Raw genomic sequence first — 17,546 nt, forward strand, 5'->3', positions numbered from 1 at the left:
AAAAGCCTTTTTGTTAATGATAATCATTATCATCTAATCGCCAAAAAAATAAGCACTCCTCTATTGGTAATGAGAATCATTCTCTCCTCTTAGTATAGTCAGTTTCAATTAAATTCTCAACCCCTCTCATAATGTTCCAAGTCAAAAGACCAGCTTGATACCGGTGTATCGAGATGGTCTCGGACTCTCATATCTATTGTTATGCAGGCCTCAATTTGAGGACGTATCCGGTTTTAGATTGACTGCCGGTTTCGATCTCCGTTCAAACTTAACAGCGGCGATCCGGAACAGAGTAAGAACGAGGACGGCGCCCGCCGTAGCGAAGTACATGGTTTTCACCCACGGATATTGCGTGTCGGTTCCGATGAAAAAGCCATGTATGAGTCCCATGAAATATCCCGGAAACGCCAGGAAATGAATGGTCCGCCACACTTTTTTTCCTAGATGCTTCATCATATCGGACGAGATGATCAGAATCAGAGCGATATAGAATGACAATGTACCAAGTCCGGTTAACACGGGATGCGAATGCGATGTGAACGGAAACAACAGCTCGCCAAGCGAATACCCTACATATTTGTCGAATAGCAGGACGCTGCCATGCAGTATGCCAAACAGAAAACCGAACCAGCCGCTTGATTGATGTACGGTGAGAAGTACGGATTTCGCGCGGCCGTTTAGCATTTTAAGGCTCATTATGATTCCGGCCGCAGTGGATAGGAATAGAAATACGTATGCGGTTATACCGGCAGCCCGCGTCGTGGACCAGACCGATAAGGCATCAAGAAATCCGTTCATATCGCAGCTCTCCTTCCTTGCAGTATTGCGACAAGTCCCCGCCGAATATAAGTGAACCGTCTTTGAGGACCCCTATCGCCGCATATCCCGGGCAAACCTCCTCCAGCCAGTCGATACCCGATCTTGAACCGAGAATGAGGACGCATTTGGCGTATACTTCGGCCGCCGTCAGGTCGGGAGCAAGCATTGTAACCTGTGCCAGGTCAGAAGCGCCGGATCTGCCGCTGCGGGGATCAATGATATGATTGTGTTCATTGCCTGAATCATCCTTCCAGCGGCGCTTGATCGTGCTGCTTGTCGCAATTCCCGCTGAACCCCGGATTTGAAGCGTAAGCAGATCCTCTCCCGGATGATAGGGGTCAGCCACGCCGATCTCAAACCCTTCAGGTGGCGCTCCCCAGAGCGAAATATCTCCTCCGGCATTGATCGCGCCCGTTCTGATACCGTCCCGCTGCAGCATTTGCGCCAGCTGATGGGCGCTCCATCCCTTAGCGATTCCTCCGAGGTCGACGGAAGCCTCAGGAAGAAGCTGTACGCTCTTCATGGCAGGATTCAATTGGGCAAGAGGGCCGGTTAACGGTGTTTTAAGCAGACCTTCTTGACGACGGACTTCCCTCTGATCGGATAGCGTTTCAAAGCTTCCCGAGTACCCGAGATTGTTAAGAATCCTGCCCAAGTAAGGGTTAAACAAGCCCCCCGTTTTATGGTAATACCGGTCCGCTTCCGAAAGCGCCTGGTAGAGCAGAGCAGAAGCGAGGAAGGGGCGGCCTGCGGAACGGTTGAGTGCGGAAAGCTCACTCTGCGGAAGAAAGCGGCTGAGGTTGCGCTCGACGAAAGCAAACCAGCTCACCGCCTTTGCTTTTGCCCGGTCCGGGAGTCCGGATGTTACAAAATCCGTGTTCATTGCTCGGAATGTATGCATGTCCACACCCCCTGGTTACGAACCCTGCGTTCTCATTCGCCCGGTGAAGTTTCCTTGAGAACCGCTGCCTTGATTGTTTACCGAGCTGTCACTGTTCATATCGCTGCCAGAGTCATTGTTCGTTCCCCCATATGAACTACTGCTCTGATTGTCACTCATCCACTGATTTGACAATTCATCCTGAGTCGATGTTTGAACCGTGCCGCTTGACGATGATAACTTTTCCGTTTGTGTCAGCGATTCGCTGTTTTTGGATGCAAAGCCGACAAATCCGGTAAATAATGCTACGCTTGATAACCCGATCAGCCATTTAGACCATATATTATTTGCCATATTAATCATCCCTTCTAAATAGGTTTGTTATTGAGAAGTCCATATCCATGTCTTCATTATGCCGTGCACATATTAAGTTTAAATGAACCTGATCTGAATGTTTGCTGAGCATCTATGGATGCAAAAAAGAAAGACTGCCGAGCTCGGCAGTCTTGGCAGTCATTCCGTCCGTACATTCCCGGCCGCCTCCATTATTTCAAAGGAATAAGCACTTCCGCCTCGTCCGGCCAGACGGGCTTATCAAAATAGTATATTTCCAAAGCGAGGGCCCTATTGTCGTTTTGTAAACCGTTGGTATTCAAGTAATCATGAATGACTTGATACGGATCGCCTGTGGACTTTGTCTTCGCATAACGATGCGGAGGGATCGTAAAACCGATCATCCCTTCCGGCACTTCCGAGAGGTCCTCGACTTCCATACAGATGAGGTAAGTAAAAAGAACCTCCGAAGAAAAACTCGGACTTATGTATCGCTCCGGATGGATGACGTTTGGAATCTCACCTTTACGTTTATAGAATTCCTGCTTCATGGCTTCCACTCGTTCGGGCAGATGGCCCTTGAAGGATGAAGTGACCGATAAGCCTACAAGTCTTATCTCTGGAATCTCAAGCAGTTCAATCCGGTTTTCTGCGTCCATTGCAAAACAATCCTTTCGCGATTATCTTCACATAACCAGCAGGTTCTCCAGCTTACGGTACCCTTCCATCTCCAGCTGTTTGATCCGGGTCAATATTTCAACCGCTTCCCGGCGGCGGTCCGGATCTTCGATCCTCGTGTGGGGCTGGCTCCATGGAAACAAGTCGACCAGGGAGCGAAAAGCCTCGTGGACGAACGTATAATGGTCAGCGGCGAGGCGCAGTTCTTCGGAAAAAGCACCATCGAACCTTTCGCTGGCCTCCTTCAGAAACAATTGAGCGTATCGGCGGCTTTCGTGGCCTATGTCTGCGAAATAACCCATATAAAACCCGAGGATCGTATCGGTTCGCAGCGTTTCGATCCATCTGTCATAGGCCGCAGGTCCGCTATAAAACGTGCGCCCGCCCCATTCATAAGTCTCGCGCCGCGAGAAATCAAGCGCAAAACGAAGTGCTGCTCTAAGCGCAGTCCGGTCGTCGGATGGTGCAGTCAGGGATGCCCAATGCAGAGATATGAAACCGCCCTCCTGCGGTTCACCGGTATATACCGTTTCATTGGCCCATTCCCGGCTGCGTTTTCTCGCTTTACACATAGCGCATGGGCAATAATTACGGCCAAGCTCGGTCCACGGGATCACGTCATCGAAGCCTTCATGTCCGCTCCCGGCGTGCCATGAGTGCGTATAATAGCCTTCTTCGTCATAAGCGTAAACGACAGACGTTTCATTGCCCAGATCCAGCTCCTTGGCGAAGACGGGCAATCCCTGATCGAGCGCGAAACGCGCTGCATCCCAGACTTCGCTCTGAAGCCGCTCAAACCCGGCTTTATCCGCAAAGGTATGGTATCCTTCGATGTCCAGCCCTAAATGGCGCGCAAGATCGAACATTGCTTCTTCCGGCTCCCCGATATTAGGAGCGGAAACATCTCTATCGATCACCGATATGAACGCGCTGCCGGTCATGCCGTACACCCAGGCTGGGGAGCAAGGGATATTTAAATAATCAAGACATGACTTGATTGCGCCGACGTGCGATTTATGAAATCCGGAGAAGCTGTAACGCTCCAAGATTACTTTGTTGATATAACTCACCACCCAAACTTAGATTCCATAACGGTTACAGTGCTTCAACGACATTGCGAAACGCCTCGATGGCCGCTGCGTCGTGATGCTTCGCTTCACCCAGCAGTTTAGCGGCCTCCAAACGGCGTTCGGTATCTTCAATTAATCCCCGCGGCTGTTCCCACGGGAACAGCCGGTACACTTCATTGAATTTCTCGCGAACCGCGCCAAAGCATACGATCGCGTCGTCCAACGCTTCAGGCGCACCGCTGCCAAGGCGCTGCTTCGCCTCAAGCAAGAACTTGTGTCCGTTCGTGCGGCATGTGTCCCATTCGTGCGTGCTGTAAGCGAAGAACCAACCGTCCACAGTACCTTGTCGCAGTTCGGCTGCCCAATGATCGTAGGCCGCGGAGCCAATGCGCGTCTTCGGGCCTGTCAGCTTGCCATCGGCGAAGTCCACGGCAAGCCGCAGCGCATCGCGCACCGTACGCCGGTCGTCTTCAGCGGCGCCGCCTGGCGTCATCCAATGAAGATCGATCAGTCCGTCGCGCTCGCCAAGCGACTGCCAAGGAATGTATTTCGTGTCGTGCCAGCAGCTGATCACATACGCCGATGACGCCTCGTCATAGCCTTGAACGACGCTTGTCTCACCGTGATCGAAGTAAAACCCGCGGCCGAAGCATGTATAACCCGCATCGATCGCCCTCCGCGCCGCAGCCCACGCTTCCTCGCGAAGCCGGTTCAATTCGTCCCCTTCCGCCACAGCGCTTATACCATCGATCCGTACGCCCAGATTGTTCAGCAGCCCGACGATACGATCGTGGGGCAATTCATTAAGTATAGGCGCAGAGTTGACTTCCTCCCCGACCCGGAACATGAAAGGTATGGCGATGGCCCCGTACAACCAAGGCGTATATACATGCGGCCTGCCCCAATGCTTGAAACATGCGCTATAGGCGTTTATGTTCGCCAGATTGCTTCTGCCCCCGTGGTACTTGTATCCTTCGATGATTTTCTCCGTTTGTGCGTTCATTTTATCGCCCTCCCATCGTTACTTCCAACATTAGACCAAGACACCGATGTAACCGTTCCAACGAGAGAACCCCGGCTTTTTCCGCGTTTAGAGCTTGCTCCAGCAGCGCGACTGCAGAGGCAGCCATCACTGGATCATTGGGCGATCCTCCCTTGGGAAACGGGAATAGCCGGCTCAACTCTCCCAACGACGCAGCAGCAGCTTCGTACTGTGCTGCGGCTTCGGCCGCGACTGCCGCCGCTTCGGTGCGTCCGGCTTCTTCCGTCAGCTTACGCCCAAGCCCCCGCACGAATTCGGCAGCATGCTTTCTGGCATCCACTGCGACCTCCAAGGTATACGCATTGCCCAAGGGATCGACGCAGCGCCTATTAAAGGCGTCCTTCCAGCAATCATAGGCGGCTAACCCGCACACATACCCGACGAATGTCATCTCCCCGTATGCATGCCGGATGATCATATCGAGCGCATTCCGGACCGAATCCCAGTAGTCCCACTCGCTGTACGGTGTCTGACCGGTTATGGAAAGAACGAACAGTCCGCCCGATGCACCGCGGCCGAACCGGTCGTATGGGATAGCTTTCTTTGCCCGCGCGTCTTCTGCGTACAACAGCTGCTTCGCGTCGTCGTAACCGTAGATAATACCGAATTCGGGCGTGAACAAATCCCAGGCAATGACCGGCATCCCGCGCGATATGGAGCGCCTGATGTGCGCAATTCCTTTGTTCAGCATGAATGGCGACGGAGGCGCACCGCCGTCGCCCGCATGCTCGCTCTCCAGACCCAAGTTAAGCAGTCCGTCCCGAAACTTTGATTCCCAGAAATACATCGTCGGTCCCGTCACGTCGATGCATTCCTCCTCAATCGTTAACCGGAACGCTTGTCCCGTCAGCCCCATAACGTCCGTCAGCGTGTATCCTTCCTGCCCTACGCATGGCAGCACGGCATAGACCGCACCGGCGAATGACGTTTTGCACCGCTTCCATTCACCGGAACGAGGCCCTTTCCTCAGCGGCAGCTCCGCCCTTTCGGGCACGCCGTTATCCCTTCGTTCAGTGACATATTCCCGAAGGCGCACACGTACGCGCTCTTCCCGGATTTTCTGCCTTGCGCGGGCCAGCGACTGGTAAACGTTATCGGTCGTTGTATCGAATAAGCGGGCAATTTCCCCGGGCGACAGCTCCCGGAAGAAGTGGGCTTCGAAAACCGCCCGTTCTTTCACCGCGAGACAGCGGAGAAGATGGCGTATGGTCTGGAGGAACTCTTGATGCGCCAGCTGCACGGAGGGATCGCCGCCTTCGCCGGTCCGGTCCTTTTGCCCGCACATATAGTGCAGAATGCTGTCCAGATCGGACCAATTGACGCCATTCGCCTCTCCCCCCGCTGACCTGAATCCGGTGAAGGTGCGCTCTCGTCCTGAATTCTCCCCTTTGCGCAGCTTCATGAGTGCCTCGTTACGAACAATCCGGTGCAGCCACGGCAGGAAACGGTCCATGTCCGCCAGTGTTCCGAAATGCATGAAAGCCCGCAGCAGCGCTTCCTGGACGATGTCCTCGGCCAAGTGCGGATCGCGGGCCACGTTACGCGCCCAATCGAAAGCCTTCGCACGATGCCTGCGCACCAGTTCCCCGAACGCGTCCCGGTCTCCGCCGCGCGCCCGATCAATCAAATCGCTGTCCGTTAACGCGCAGTCCATCGTTTTCCCCTCCTGATTACTAGATGTACGAGGCAAACAAAATCTGAGGCGAAAAATCCAATTTGAAAATTTATTTGGGAGAAATTTCATCGTACAGATCATTTACTCTTAATTTTCCGGCTTGGTAGAAACTTTTATTTGAACAACGGCTTCAAAAAAGCCGATCGCATCCTGTATACGCAAGAGGATGGGAACGGCATGCAGCGAAATTCACAATATTCATTCCAAGCATTACTATGGACGCATAATTACAGATCCGGATAAAACGCTGGAATGGAAGCATTAAAGCTTCATCTCATGCGTCACTCTTGCATCATCAGTCCTCGCACTAAACCCAAGCGACCTGTAAAACCGGTCCGCCTCGGGGTTTGACGTACGAAGCACCGCATAATCATAATGCTGCCGGGCCAACTCAAGTACTGCGCCCATCATTCGCCTTCCTGCTCCGGACCGGCGGTGAAGCTGCGACACATATACTCGCCTGACCCGGCCAACTGGGGCATTCTGCCGGTCGCAGTGGTCCCTGTTCAAGCCGCCGATTCCGATCACTTCCCCGTCCATGACAGCCGCAAACAAAGCTTCCCCTTCACGGCCGAAACGATTGGCACCGCTCTCGTAAACATCAATCAAGCGCCTCAGATGACGATACCCTTCCCGCTCGCTTTCTTCCACTAACCGAATAATCTCGGCCTTATTCAAACAATCCAGCTGTTGAATTTGTAGTTGCCGCATTTGCTTGTACCACTCTCTTCAAATAAAAGTCGTGATCCATCCATATCAACAGGCCGCCTAAGAATCTGTCTTTTTGATTTTTACAGCTGATGTCTGAGCGGGATAAGAATCCAGGGCTTCATTAAACCAAACATCAACCATGTCCCCGAGTTGAAACCGGCGCGTGTTTACATTGCTTATCCAATATACATTCGGATATTTGCCGGACTTTAACAGATCGTTCACCGGAATGGTTCGGTCTTCCTCTAATAGCCCTCCGATAACAAGCACACTGTCAAGCTTTTTGTCCATTTGGACGATGGTGCCGGTCAGATTCGGATTTTCTTCAATAGGGGTAAACGGATTGCGGCTTACTACTACTCCCTGCGTAATATAAACGGTCAACATACACAGCAGGGCGGCACCAAGAAGCAGCAGTGCGAATAAATCCGGACGCTTCACACCATCACCTGCCCAATATTATGTATTTGCGGAGAAAATAATAATGCCGTCTCTTTTCATCCATCCGGCACGATTCCAGAACCTGCTGCCGATTTCATTATCTGCAACCACGAACAGGTGACACTTCATAATACCTGCGGCCTGAAGCGCCGCCAGGCTAAGATCCACAAGCCTTTTGCCGATTCCATGGCCCCTTCGCTCAGGCAGCACCGCAGCATGGTAAATATAGCCTCTCCTGCCGTCATGTCCGCACAATATCGTGCCGATGATCCGGCCGCCCTCTTCGCAAACAAAGCTGCAGCCCGGATTGCGCTCCAGATAACCGTCAATCGCCTGCTTGGAATCGGCATCGCTCAGTACCATCCCTTCGGTCTCGGTCCAAAGCGAATAGGATGCTTCATAATCGTCTATCGTCATTTCCCGAAAGCTCAAACCCATCTGCTTTAAGCCTCCCACAACCGCTTAACCGCGATAAGCCGCTCGCCATCGAAATCCAATCGGTAGATGTCCGGCTTGCTCGTACTGTTCCAGAAATCATAGCCGTAACTTTCGTCAAAGTAGTTCATAATAATCGTCATGATGTTACCGTGTGTGCCTATTGCAATCTTCCTGCCCGCATACTCCTGCAGCAGCCTGCGAATAACCGGAATTGCCCGTTCCTGCACATGTCTTGTCGATTCGCCGCCTGGAAGAGCGTAATCCTTATCGATAAAAGATTGCTTGATCGCGCCCTCGAGCTCTTCCCAGGCCGTACGGTAGTCGAGCCCTTCAATCGCCCGCTCCCGCAGTTCCTCGAAGCGGGTTACGGTTAGCCCTCGCTCATCGGCAACGCCCTGCACTGTGAGCACGGCTCTCTCATACGAGCTCGACACCACCACGTCGACCTGCTCCGGACGCATAATTTCATTTATAGTCAGAACTGCTTCATGCCCCGCTTCAGATAGACCGCGCGTGCTCTCTTCTCCATGCACGAACGGAGATTCCGCATGCCTGATCATGTAAATATGGGTTGTCATTATAAGTCTCCTTTAGCGGTATGAATCGTGTATGAGCCCTGCCTGAACGTCTTCGCGGCTTCCCGCGGAGCCTCTATCGTAACTTCAAGCGGAAAAACTTCCACTTTCTTATCCGAGCCCAGCCAGTCACGGTTCAGCCCGGATAAAATAATCAGCCCGTGCGCATCTCCTACCGGAATGAACACCTCATTGCTGTTCCTATAAACTTGTAATCCGAATTGCTCACAGAGAGCTTCTGAGGTTGCCTGAACAGAGGTTACCCCAAGACCAATTTCACTGACGCACAATATATCCGTCAAATCAAATTCGCCGCCGGAATCGGATTTAAGTCGGTGGTGTGCGATAAACTCGACGACATTGCCGGCCGGATCGTAAAAGTAGATCGAGTCCGAATCCCACGAACTCGAATAGTATTGCTTTTGACCGTTAATGAGGTTAATCGTAAGCTCTCTATCTTCCAGCCACCGGATCGCACTGTCTATCTTATGCTCTGAAATGTTGAAAGCAAAATGGTAATAAGGCCTTTCATCATCATTTCCAGCAATAAATGTTAATGCCGAACTACCCGCCTGTATTGTTACTTCAGCTTCGCCTTTCGATGTAATAGGCAGTCCAAACAAACGACCGTAGAAATCGGTCATCGCCTCAACGTCGTGCGTCAATAACTTAATGCCATTAATGTTCATCGTCTTCGCCTCTATTCCTGCCAGCCCATCCGCTCACGCAGCGACGTGATGTGGGCAATGTGATGAAGATTATGCCAAGCGAAGAAGGACAGTGCGCCATCCAGCGTCCACAGACCGTTCTTCGGATGACGGTATCCGCGGGTGAAATCCTGCGCAGGCGTCGAATTAAGGAGCAGTACCCAGCGCTGGTGCAGCTGATCATGAAGCGACAGTGAGAGCTCGATCGGCGCGCTCTTCGTGTCAGGCAGTTCAGCCCAGCCTTCTTCGTCAAACGGTCTGACCATAGGCTCGTCTTCCGTAAGCAGCAGCTTGGTGCGGATATAACAGTTCATATCCGCGTCCGCGAGATGGTGCACAACCTGTCTGACCGTCCAGCCGTCCGGCCGGTATGGCGTATCCAGCTGCTCATCAGTTAAATCGGCAGCCGCCTGCCGAAGCTGCGAAGGCGCTTGCTCCAATACGCGAATGAAGCCTCTCCGCGCTTCTTCGTCTGCCTTTTCCGCCAGTTTAAATGCACCGATAGGGTATCGCAGTTGTTCCATAGCATTCATCCTCCCACTTGTCTCAATTTCTCTCATCATACGTTATGCCATAATGTTACAATACAGGTGATTCAACGTCCACCACCCGGGGGATTAACCTTCATAAACACAATTCCATGAATGGAGCGTGCGCCAATGTTGGATTTATATCGCTTGGACAAGAATCAGCAGCTTGACCTGAAGGATTTCAATCCGGACGACACCGCTTCCTTCCGCAGCAAGGAGGATGTTCAAGAGGAATTCTCGCATCTGAAGGAGCAGCTGCAGGAGGAGCAGGAGAAGCTTTTTGCAGGGAAGACGCACGGTATCCTGATTTTGTTTCAAGGTATGGATTGCAGCGGCAAGGACGGCGTTATCAATAAGGTGCTCTCGAACTTGAATCCCCAAGGCTTCAGGGCGGAGAGCTTCAAGAAACCGACCACTGACGAGGCATCCCACGATTTTTTATGGCGCACCCACAAAGTTACGCCTGCCAAGGGCTACCTGACCGCTTTCAACCGTTCTTATTATGAGGATGTGCTGATTACAAGAGTTCACAGGCTTATTGACGATGAAGAGGCGGCAAGCCGGATGAAGCATATCCGGCATTTCGAGAAGCTGCTGCAGGACAGCAGCGTTATGGTCATTAAAATCTTCCTGCATATCTCCCCCGAATTCCAGCTGGAGAAGATTAAAGAGCGGATTGAGAACCCCGAGAAGCTGTGGAAGTTCGACCCGTCCGACCTTGAGGAGCGCAGATACTGGAACTCGTATCTTAAAGCTTATGAGGATGTTTTTGCCCGTACAGGGTCAAAACAGTGTCCATGGTATATCGTTCCGTCAAACAACCGCTGGTTCCGCGACTATCTGGTGCTAAAAATCATTGTTTCATCATTGAAGGAGTTGAAGCTGTCTTATCCGAAGGTCGACCTAGACTCTTTCGGGACGTTAGGGCGGGAATAGAGCAGGAAGACGGCGGGCAGGTCCGAGCGTGAAATCGGCACTCGCACGATATTCGACATGCAGTCCAGCTATTTGCGCTGGACATAGAGGCCGTCTTCTTCCGACCATTCCGCATAGATTACGTCGGCAAGATGCGTAATTCCCTGGGCCTGCAGCTCTCGAAGCAGCCATGCTTCGTCACGGCCGATCTCTTGAAGCTCTTCCTTCTCGATAAATCCTTTATCTATAAGAATACGGGGAAGCTGCACCGGCTTCTCCGTCAGCCGGAGGTCCGCGCGGGTAACGCTGTCGGCAGCGGACGTTTTAAGCACGCTAAGATTGCCGTTCGTCTCGAATATCGCGTACGCCACTTCCTGTACGCTGAACACATTTTGCTCCCGCAGCATCATGCCGACCTGGTGCATATCCAGCTTGTTGCGTCTCATCGCCCGCTCGTCAATGCGCCCGTCCCGGATGATAATATCCGGCCTGCCGCTAAGCGGAGTAGATAACCAAGGAAGAAACTGCACCACCTGCTCCAGCAGCAGCGAAAGCGCCATCCAAAGCGCCAACGCAAATATCAGCTCCCCGTAGGTTGCTTCTCTATCGTAAATCGTGTTGCCTACCAGCTCGCTGAGCATGAGCGACGATATGAAATCGAATGGCGTCAGCTGCGAGATTTCTTTCTTGCCAAGCAGCTTGGTCATGAACCAAAGCCCGAAAAATGCGGTTACCAGCTTGACCGTAATGTACATATAATCCATGCGTATCCCCCCATCGTTCTCACTATCCATCCTTAACCATGGATAATGGGGACGAACCGGGCTCTAAAACAAAAGGACGCAGACCTTTTTCCGGTATACGCCCTTACGCTCTCTTATATCAGCATAATGAAATTGCCCTTTTTCTCAGCCATCGCATCTGCCCTCTATGATTGATTTCATCTTCATATACGTGGAACCACATGAAATAATGATTCGCCTGCTTGCCGCCCCAGAAAGGACTTTCCACATACAGCCACTCATCGCTGCGTTTCCGGAATTCATTAAGCGTGCTTTGCCTCATCGCATCAAGCTCATTTATATAGAAATCCAGAGAGTAACCTTTTATTTCTTTGCGGCCCAAATCCCCGAGCTCGAAAGCCGGCTGCCATTTCTGAAGCTCTTCGGCATTCGGTTTTCTTCTCTCAAACGTTTCCAGCTGGTAGCCAAGCTCGACGGCCGCAAGATGCATTAATAATGAGCCGATTGAATTGCTCTGGTCATCATGAAGATAGTCCAGCTGCTGTGTAGTAAGTCCCTTTACCGTATTCAGTGTCGTCATCCGGGCATAGTTCATCATCGACACCAATCTGCCGATTTGCGGAGTAAATCCATCCACGTCGGTTATTAGATAAAGTCTCTCATTGTCCATCGTTCACATTCCTCTCGTCTTAAAATCCTCGCGCACTTTGTGGTCCTCCGAAAGGCAGTTCGTCCAATGTTGTTTAGCAGCTCGCAGGAAAAAGACACCTTCTTGAATGACTGCAAGTGCTTTATCCACTGAATTTTCTTGCGGATAGTAATCAAGTAAAGCTTGATGAAAGGATTGAATTGCTGTTCCTGCGGAGCACATTCCTAACAAAGATATTGCTTCTTGCTTACTCAGATTCCATATTTTAATGCCATCCTTGTGAATAACGGTTAACAATTGAAATAATACCGGCCATACGATGGTGCATAACAGCCTTGCACTTCTTTCGATCCGGTCCTCCCCATGGTCAAACAACCGGTGTGGGTCAAACGCATTATCAGGATTTAATTCACTTAACGCCTTCACAGCATCAGTGAGCAGCTGCCCGCTTGTCGCTTCTGGAACAAGGAGTCTCCCTGCAATTAACCGATAGGTGCCTTTTATAGGGCCTAAATAGGAATTGGTCTGAGGCGTGAGAACGCTAAACTGTATGTATCGAAAAGGTTCTACATTAATTTTGGACAAATCCTTATGAATATCTAGACACAGCTCTAAAGGCAGCTTCTTCCCTTCATTTAGGATCGAGTCTTCTAAATAAAGAATGAAATCTATATCGCTGCAGCCTTGAATAAATCCGCCTTTGACGGCAGACCCTTGGACAATCAACCCGATAAACGCAGAACTTGTGTGATTTAGTATTACGCGACGCACTTCCTCGATAATTCGTTCGGCGTACTGAACTGGTTCCAGACATATCCCCCCAACCCAAAGAAATAAATTAAGCAATCATCCCATATCCTTACATTCATGTCAACAAAAAAAACGTTATCAACTTGGTCTTCCCGATTGAATAGGCTAATATCATCCGCAGCACTTATTAGAAAGGTGTGTATAATCATGGCGTTTCAGTTCCCGGCAGGAATTCAAACCGGCTCAATCATTTCGCTCGGCATAACCATTTACTATCCGCATGTTATCGGAATGCCGAATCTGAACATCCAGGAACAAATTAACCGGACAATATTGAATACTGTCTATGACATGCAGCAGGAGCAAAACAAGGTTCAAACCGGCACCAATATGCAGGTTACCGGCCATTACGAAATCAAGACGAACGAACGCGGCATTCTCAGCCTGATTCTCAGCAACTACGCCTATTCGAAGCCAATGGCACACGGTTTTACGGTTGCAAAATCGCTGACCTTTGACATAAATACAGGCCGGACCTACAACCTATCCGACCTGTTCAAACCCGGCTCCGGCTATGTGGCTGTACTCTCCGGTCTTATCAACCAGCAAATCAGGCAAAGAGACCTCCCTCTGTTGAACGGCTTTACCGCCATCAAACCAAACCAGGATTACTATTTGGCGGATAAATCGCTCGTCGTTTATTTTCAGCTGTACGAAATTACCCCTTACTATGTGGGCTTCCCGATGTTCCCGATTTCCAATTATCAAGTACTTTCGATGGCCGTGGCCAACGGACCGCTCGATATCCTCTCCGTAGATGTGGTTTAACGCGGAACAAGGCTGCCGGAGGTGGATCTGATCGATCACTCCGCAGCAGCCCAGTGGTTGCGATTGAGCTCCTGTATTAACTCACTTTAAACACAAAACATTCAAAGAATACGTTGAAACGATCGAAAATCGGATGGACTCCTGCCCGACATCCGGCAAAGTCTCAGATAACTGTATGCATATTTATAATGATGGCCATGCCTACTTTCAGCTAATGCCTGTTCCCAGTAGGAAGGTTTCAATGGATTCAACTCGGTTACCGTAAAAGCGGAATTGGCTTCAACCCGATTTTGCTCAAGTGTATTTGCATAAGTCAAGATGTTGATTCTTGCATAAAAGGCTGGATCGAAGTTGTCGTGCACATCATTGCAATAAGCTTGTTTCAGTTCTACAATAGCGTGACCATGCGTCAGGATATGCCCCAACTGCATATCGCCTTTCTCCATTCGCAGCGGTCTCTGAAAGTTATGGAACAAGTCAAGCACAGTCTCCGGAGTCAACTGTAATCTTAAACCTGTATTTGGTATGCCGTTAGGATCAATGACGATATTCTCCCCATTCACAGTAACAAAACCAGGACCTGATGATGCGAAACTTCTAACAATTTTCTCCATGGCATCAAACAATTCGACAGATGCCGGAATTATGGAACGCAATAGCGTACTCAGCAAATAGTAAGTGTAAATCACGTCATGCCCAAGAGCATGGCATGTATGGTGATTTTGGACAAGCAGCCTCATCATTTGAGCAGCAAAGCCATCGTATTCCTTGCTTACCCGATACTGCTGTTCGTTAGCATGTTCATCCACAATTTTCTCAAGATTTTTACGTATCAAATCTTCCATCAAGGGAGGTGCAAGTTTTTCTTCCAAGAGATTAGTCAAGGCTATAACCGCACACGCCCAATGTCCTTCCCACATATTGCTTTGCGACGATTCGATCATTTTTTGGCAAGCCCATTTCCTATAGAAATCGATATCCAAATCAATCATCTCCTCTCACTCTGATACAACAAATTTTGGTAAAAATTGTACACAGTGATTTTATCACACTTTTTAAACTTAGCAAATAAATATGTATGTTAAGTGTTGTATTAGACTCGTTGCAACTGTCAGTTGAACGAAACTATACACTCAAAGAAAAACGAGCCTAGAATTGCTTCTAAGACTCGTCAACGGGTATAGTCAAATAGCCGTACTCGTGTACACGAACTTTAACCTTGCGCCTTACTGTATCTCTATTCTTAACAGCCTGGTTCTCGTCACCATGCCCGCACTTTCCAAAGTCCTCTTTGATGCATGGTTATCATACCCGCAGCCGCATATTGGCGTCAGATTGTGTTCATAACACCACTTCATCAGTTCCAGTATGATGCTTCGCCCGATACCTTGCCTTCTGACTGCTTCATCGGTGCACATACCGATGCTGGCGAACCCGGGCAGCAAGGAACTCTTTTCAAAAACGCCGATTCCAAGCAGCGCAGCCCCCCGATAATAAGTGAACAGCTCCCCTTTCTCGATCAACTTGTCATAGTCTCCCGGAAAGTCACGGGAGCAGACCCGTTCGATATCCTTAAGGTCATCTACCCCGCCCAGGCGAAAAATAACATCGCTCAATGAATCATCTGCAGGTATAATTTCTTGGCTGTCCTGAAAAAAGTAGGCTTGTTTCCTGATGGTAATGTCCTTGTCTAACGCCAGGCTTATAAACAGCTCATCACAGGTTGGAACAAATAAGAGATTCAGGTCATGTTTATCAAGCACCTGGGTAAAGATAGCCTGCGCATGCTTCTGAGCCGACCTGCGGATATAGAACTGGGTAAGAAGCTCATCATCTCTAACGGCATAATAACCAACCTCCATTTCCTCGTTCAAAACAATATAAAACGCCGATTTTAGAATGTGCTCCTCCAGGAAGGAGTCAAAGGGCGAGGACAGCGTCTGAATATATTCTTCAATAAGATGCTGTATTTCATCAATCTTGCATGGTTTCGTAATCATCGGAATCTTCCTTTCGCGAAGGGGCTCGCGGCCCCTTTTAGTCATTCGATTTATTTGTTTCGCCAGGTATTTGAATAATCTTCTTATCGACCAGATGGAACGTGTCGTTCCCGCAGCTGCGGCATCCCAGATTTTTGAGTTCTTCTATTGTGGAAATATGACCCTGAAAGCCGACTTCTACCGATTCACCGCACTTGATACAGCGGTATGAGCGCATCGTGCGTTTCACTTCACCCGTATAAAGCGCGTCTGCGAAAAACCCGGTATATTCCTGGGTCGTCTGCTCCGTTGTCTTCAAAATAATCATCTGGCTCCGGTTCGCAATCATTTCTGCTCCTTCATAGGCATTAAAACGCGGCAAAGTAGCATTGACCGTCAAACCCATCCGTACCAGCTCACGCTGCATGGCAAGCATGAATTCAGGCGATTTGTGGGCAAAGGACAGAAAGATGGGAAGCCCTTTTCTATTCTTTAAGGCGCTGATTCCCCGGGAAACGAAAAGGGTCATGCCCTGCAGCGTATAAGGCGGATCGGTGAAAAAGCAGTCGAATTGGTCATGCAGGTCTTCGGGCAATGGCTGCCGCAGGTCCACTTGCCGGCACTTGACAGGAAGCTTCTCCGGGCCAGCAATATCTCGAATAAACGTAAGAAACCGTTCATCGATGTCGACAACTTCAATCGTCGTCTTCGAATGCTCTCCACCCGGAAATAACCTCTGCAGCAGCAGGCCGATCGAAATACTGACCAAATCATCATCGCCAACGCACAATATCCGTTTTCCGATTAGTGAATGCTGTCTGAGGCAAAGTATTGCCCTTCGCAGGCTTGTTTCAGGGGTGCATTTCGATTGATCGATCTGCACGTTCACTTGCGGACGCAAACGGAACAGCTCTTCCAGCCGGGACAATAGATCTGCGAGCTCGGAGCCCCAAGCAGCATCATCGGCCATAAGCTCCCGGTGCAACTTGTTATTTAATCCGCGGTATCCCCATTCCTGTTCAATCCATGCCTTTCCTTGGGCGGTGCAATAGACCCCGCGGTCTTGTGCCAAGGCTCCCGACTTGATCAGCTCCTTCTTAATTGCTGCTGCAACCGGTATCGGCAGCAGCGTCTTGCGTGCCAGCTCCTTTGTTGAAACACCAAAACCGAAATAGCATTCAAGCAGAAGCTGTTCGATAATTCGGGAGCCCTCCTCAATCCGGACATTTTCACTTGCCTCTTCGATGTAATTCTTCACGCAATCCCTCCAGATAAATGTCGATTCAGCAAAACAGAAAAAGGGCGAAGAAATGAACATAACGTTCATTCTCCGCCCTCGCTTGGAGACGCCTAAAAAAGAGCCCGATAAAACAAAAATCCGCACTGAACTCAGCACGGATTGGGCGCAATGATAGGTGTACACCTAAGGCATTGTATGATATCCGTTGTTCTTAACTAATTCCGAGGATGCCGAAGTGACCATGACAAATTAAGAGCTGCTTGGATAAGCAACCGCTCATGGAACTGCAGAAACCTCTTGTATGGAATTGTTTAGTTAAGAACGAACCCCGACATCAAAATCTCTCCTATTTTACAGATAAATACATTGTAGTTTGCTCAGGCGGCAAAGTCAACGGGTGCGAGCGTTTCATAAAAAAACCAACATTAGTTAGTTACCCCTGAAAAATTCATTTTTGCTCGGGGCGCTCTCCTGTGACAGGGGACTTGGTGCTGCGGACGCGCAAGCTCCGTACGAATCAATTCGCCCAATTTACACTGATTA

The 17,546-nt window shown here is 50.1% G+C and carries 21 protein-coding genes; 2 read left to right on the forward strand and 19 right to left on the reverse strand.

Annotated features, from left to right (window positions below):
* Positions 1 to 210: 210 nt before the first annotated feature.
* From KZ483_RS26970 to KZ483_RS27030, 13 genes are all read right to left on the reverse strand, one after another.
* Positions 211 to 798, reverse strand: coding sequence for a ferric reductase-like transmembrane domain-containing protein (locus tag KZ483_RS26970; RefSeq protein ID WP_220350568.1), 588 nt, complete (start codon positions 796 to 798; stop codon positions 211 to 213).
* Positions 782 to 1,720, reverse strand: coding sequence for an FAD:protein FMN transferase (locus KZ483_RS26975; protein WP_220350569.1), 939 nt, complete (start codon positions 1,718 to 1,720; stop codon positions 782 to 784). Before KZ483_RS26975 ends, KZ483_RS26970 begins: the two co-directional genes overlap by 17 nt.
* 15 nt (positions 1,721 to 1,735) lie before the next feature.
* Positions 1,736 to 2,053, reverse strand: a complete 318-nt coding sequence (locus KZ483_RS26980; RefSeq protein WP_220350570.1) for a hypothetical protein — start codon at positions 2,051 to 2,053, stop codon at positions 1,736 to 1,738.
* A gap of 191 nt (positions 2,054 to 2,244) precedes the next feature.
* Complete coding sequence (locus KZ483_RS26985; protein WP_220350571.1) at positions 2,245 to 2,691, reverse strand: GyrI-like domain-containing protein; 447 nt, start codon at positions 2,689 to 2,691, stop codon at positions 2,245 to 2,247.
* A gap of 27 nt (positions 2,692 to 2,718) precedes the next feature.
* A complete protein-coding gene (locus tag KZ483_RS26990) occupies positions 2,719 to 3,780 on the reverse strand; it encodes a hypothetical protein (RefSeq protein WP_220350572.1) in 1,062 nt (353 codons plus the stop codon).
* Between the two features lie 25 nt (positions 3,781 to 3,805).
* Complete coding sequence (locus tag KZ483_RS26995; protein ID WP_220350573.1) at positions 3,806 to 4,783, reverse strand: hypothetical protein; 978 nt, start codon at positions 4,781 to 4,783, stop codon at positions 3,806 to 3,808.
* Position 4,784: 1 nt separating this feature from the next.
* Positions 4,785 to 6,476 (reverse strand): RNA polymerase sigma factor, encoded by a 1,692-nt coding sequence (locus tag KZ483_RS27000; RefSeq protein ID WP_220350574.1) that lies wholly within the window; start codon positions 6,474 to 6,476, stop codon positions 4,785 to 4,787.
* A 282-nt stretch (positions 6,477 to 6,758) separates the two neighbouring features.
* Complete coding sequence (locus KZ483_RS27005) at positions 6,759 to 7,175, reverse strand: GNAT family N-acetyltransferase (protein WP_220350575.1); 417 nt, start codon at positions 7,173 to 7,175, stop codon at positions 6,759 to 6,761.
* Positions 7,176 to 7,265: 90 nt separating this feature from the next.
* On the reverse strand, positions 7,266 to 7,649 hold the full coding sequence (locus tag KZ483_RS27010) for a DUF3221 domain-containing protein (protein WP_220350576.1): 384 nt from the start codon (positions 7,647 to 7,649) through the stop codon (positions 7,266 to 7,268).
* Between the two features lie 18 nt (positions 7,650 to 7,667).
* Positions 7,668 to 8,087, reverse strand: a complete 420-nt coding sequence (locus KZ483_RS27015) for a GNAT family N-acetyltransferase (RefSeq protein WP_220350577.1) — start codon at positions 8,085 to 8,087, stop codon at positions 7,668 to 7,670.
* A 5-nt stretch (positions 8,088 to 8,092) separates the two neighbouring features.
* Positions 8,093 to 8,665: a histidine phosphatase family protein gene (locus KZ483_RS27020; RefSeq protein ID WP_220350578.1), complete on the reverse strand. Its 573-nt coding sequence runs from the start codon at positions 8,663 to 8,665 to the stop codon at positions 8,093 to 8,095.
* On the reverse strand, positions 8,665 to 9,351 hold the full coding sequence (locus KZ483_RS27025) for a VOC family protein (protein WP_220350579.1): 687 nt from the start codon (positions 9,349 to 9,351) through the stop codon (positions 8,665 to 8,667). Before KZ483_RS27025 ends, KZ483_RS27020 begins: the two co-directional genes overlap by 1 nt.
* An 11-nt stretch (positions 9,352 to 9,362) precedes the next feature.
* Positions 9,363 to 9,893 carry a YfiT family bacillithiol transferase gene (locus KZ483_RS27030; protein ID WP_220350580.1) on the reverse strand — a complete coding sequence of 177 codons (531 nt, stop codon included), beginning with the start codon at positions 9,891 to 9,893 and terminating at the stop codon, positions 9,363 to 9,365.
* A 135-nt stretch (positions 9,894 to 10,028) separates the two neighbouring features.
* Here KZ483_RS27030 and KZ483_RS27035 point away from each other — a divergent pair, with 135 nt between their 5' ends.
* Positions 10,029 to 10,835, forward strand: coding sequence for a PPK2 family polyphosphate kinase (locus KZ483_RS27035; protein WP_220350581.1), 807 nt, complete (start codon positions 10,029 to 10,031; stop codon positions 10,833 to 10,835).
* A 68-nt stretch (positions 10,836 to 10,903) separates the two neighbouring features.
* Here KZ483_RS27035 and KZ483_RS27040 read toward each other — a convergent pair whose 3' ends face one another.
* The 3 genes from KZ483_RS27040 to KZ483_RS27050 all read right to left on the reverse strand — a co-directional run bounded on the left by KZ483_RS27040 (position 10,904) and on the right by KZ483_RS27050 (position 13,052).
* Positions 10,904 to 11,578, reverse strand: a complete 675-nt coding sequence (locus KZ483_RS27040; protein WP_220350582.1) for a DUF421 domain-containing protein — start codon at positions 11,576 to 11,578, stop codon at positions 10,904 to 10,906.
* 118 nt (positions 11,579 to 11,696) lie between these two features.
* On the reverse strand, positions 11,697 to 12,227 hold the full coding sequence (locus KZ483_RS27045; RefSeq protein ID WP_220350583.1) for a DinB family protein: 531 nt from the start codon (positions 12,225 to 12,227) through the stop codon (positions 11,697 to 11,699).
* Positions 12,228 to 12,230: 3 nt separating this feature from the next.
* Entirely contained in the window at positions 12,231 to 13,052 is an 822-nt protein-coding gene (locus KZ483_RS27050) for a hypothetical protein (RefSeq protein WP_220350584.1), read from the reverse strand.
* A 111-nt stretch (positions 13,053 to 13,163) separates the two neighbouring features.
* On the opposite strand from KZ483_RS27050, the gene KZ483_RS27055 reads away from it, so the two are divergent.
* Complete coding sequence (locus tag KZ483_RS27055; protein ID WP_220350585.1) at positions 13,164 to 13,784, forward strand: DUF3298 and DUF4163 domain-containing protein; 621 nt, start codon at positions 13,164 to 13,166, stop codon at positions 13,782 to 13,784.
* 101 nt (positions 13,785 to 13,885) lie between these two features.
* Here KZ483_RS27055 and KZ483_RS27060 read toward each other — a convergent pair whose 3' ends face one another.
* The 3 genes from KZ483_RS27060 to KZ483_RS27070 all read right to left on the reverse strand — a co-directional run bounded on the left by KZ483_RS27060 (position 13,886) and on the right by KZ483_RS27070 (position 17,021).
* Positions 13,886 to 14,767, reverse strand: a complete 882-nt coding sequence (locus KZ483_RS27060) for a hypothetical protein (RefSeq protein WP_220350586.1) — start codon at positions 14,765 to 14,767, stop codon at positions 13,886 to 13,888.
* Between the two features lie 243 nt (positions 14,768 to 15,010).
* Entirely contained in the window at positions 15,011 to 15,784 is a 774-nt protein-coding gene (locus tag KZ483_RS27065) for a GNAT family N-acetyltransferase (RefSeq protein ID WP_220350587.1), read from the reverse strand.
* Between the two features lie 37 nt (positions 15,785 to 15,821).
* Positions 15,822 to 17,021, reverse strand: coding sequence for a bis-aminopropyl spermidine synthase family protein (locus KZ483_RS27070; protein ID WP_220350588.1), 1,200 nt, complete (start codon positions 17,019 to 17,021; stop codon positions 15,822 to 15,824).
* Positions 17,022 to 17,546: the final 525 nt, after the last annotated feature.

The organism is Paenibacillus sp. sptzw28 (assembly GCF_019550795.1).
GTDB lineage: Bacteria > Bacillota > Bacilli > Paenibacillales > Paenibacillaceae > Paenibacillus_Z.

Coding starts and splice junctions, on each gene's coding strand:
- KZ483_RS26980 (WP_220350570.1), bottom strand. CDS start 2,053: ATGGCAAATAATATATGGTCTAAATGGCTGATCGGGTTATCAAGCGTA.
- KZ483_RS27065 (WP_220350587.1), bottom strand. CDS start 15,784: ATGATTACGAAACCATGCAAGATTGATGAAATACAGCATCTTATTGAA.
- KZ483_RS26995 (WP_220350573.1), bottom strand. CDS start 4,783: ATGAACGCACAAACGGAGAAAATCATCGAAGGATACAAGTACCACGGG.
- KZ483_RS27045 (WP_220350583.1), bottom strand. CDS start 12,227: ATGGACAATGAGAGACTTTATCTAATAACCGACGTGGATGGATTTACT.
- KZ483_RS26985 (WP_220350571.1), bottom strand. CDS start 2,691: ATGGACGCAGAAAACCGGATTGAACTGCTTGAGATTCCAGAGATAAGA.
- KZ483_RS27040 (WP_220350582.1), bottom strand. CDS start 11,578: ATGGATTATATGTACATTACGGTCAAGCTGGTAACCGCATTTTTCGGG.
- KZ483_RS27000 (WP_220350574.1), bottom strand. CDS start 6,476: ATGGACTGCGCGTTAACGGACAGCGATTTGATTGATCGGGCGCGCGGC.
- KZ483_RS27030 (WP_220350580.1), bottom strand. CDS start 9,893: ATGGAACAACTGCGATACCCTATCGGTGCATTTAAACTGGCGGAAAAG.
- KZ483_RS26975 (WP_220350569.1), bottom strand. CDS start 1,720: ATGCATACATTCCGAGCAATGAACACGGATTTTGTAACATCCGGACTC.
- KZ483_RS27015 (WP_220350577.1), bottom strand. CDS start 8,087: ATGGGTTTGAGCTTTCGGGAAATGACGATAGACGATTATGAAGCATCC.
- KZ483_RS27020 (WP_220350578.1), bottom strand. CDS start 8,665: ATGACAACCCATATTTACATGATCAGGCATGCGGAATCTCCGTTCGTG.
- KZ483_RS26970 (WP_220350568.1), bottom strand. CDS start 798: ATGAACGGATTTCTTGATGCCTTATCGGTCTGGTCCACGACGCGGGCT.
- KZ483_RS27055 (WP_220350585.1), top strand. CDS start 13,164: ATGGCGTTTCAGTTCCCGGCAGGAATTCAAACCGGCTCAATCATTTCG.
- KZ483_RS27025 (WP_220350579.1), bottom strand. CDS start 9,351: ATGAACATTAATGGCATTAAGTTATTGACGCACGACGTTGAGGCGATG.
- KZ483_RS27035 (WP_220350581.1), top strand. CDS start 10,029: ATGTTGGATTTATATCGCTTGGACAAGAATCAGCAGCTTGACCTGAAG.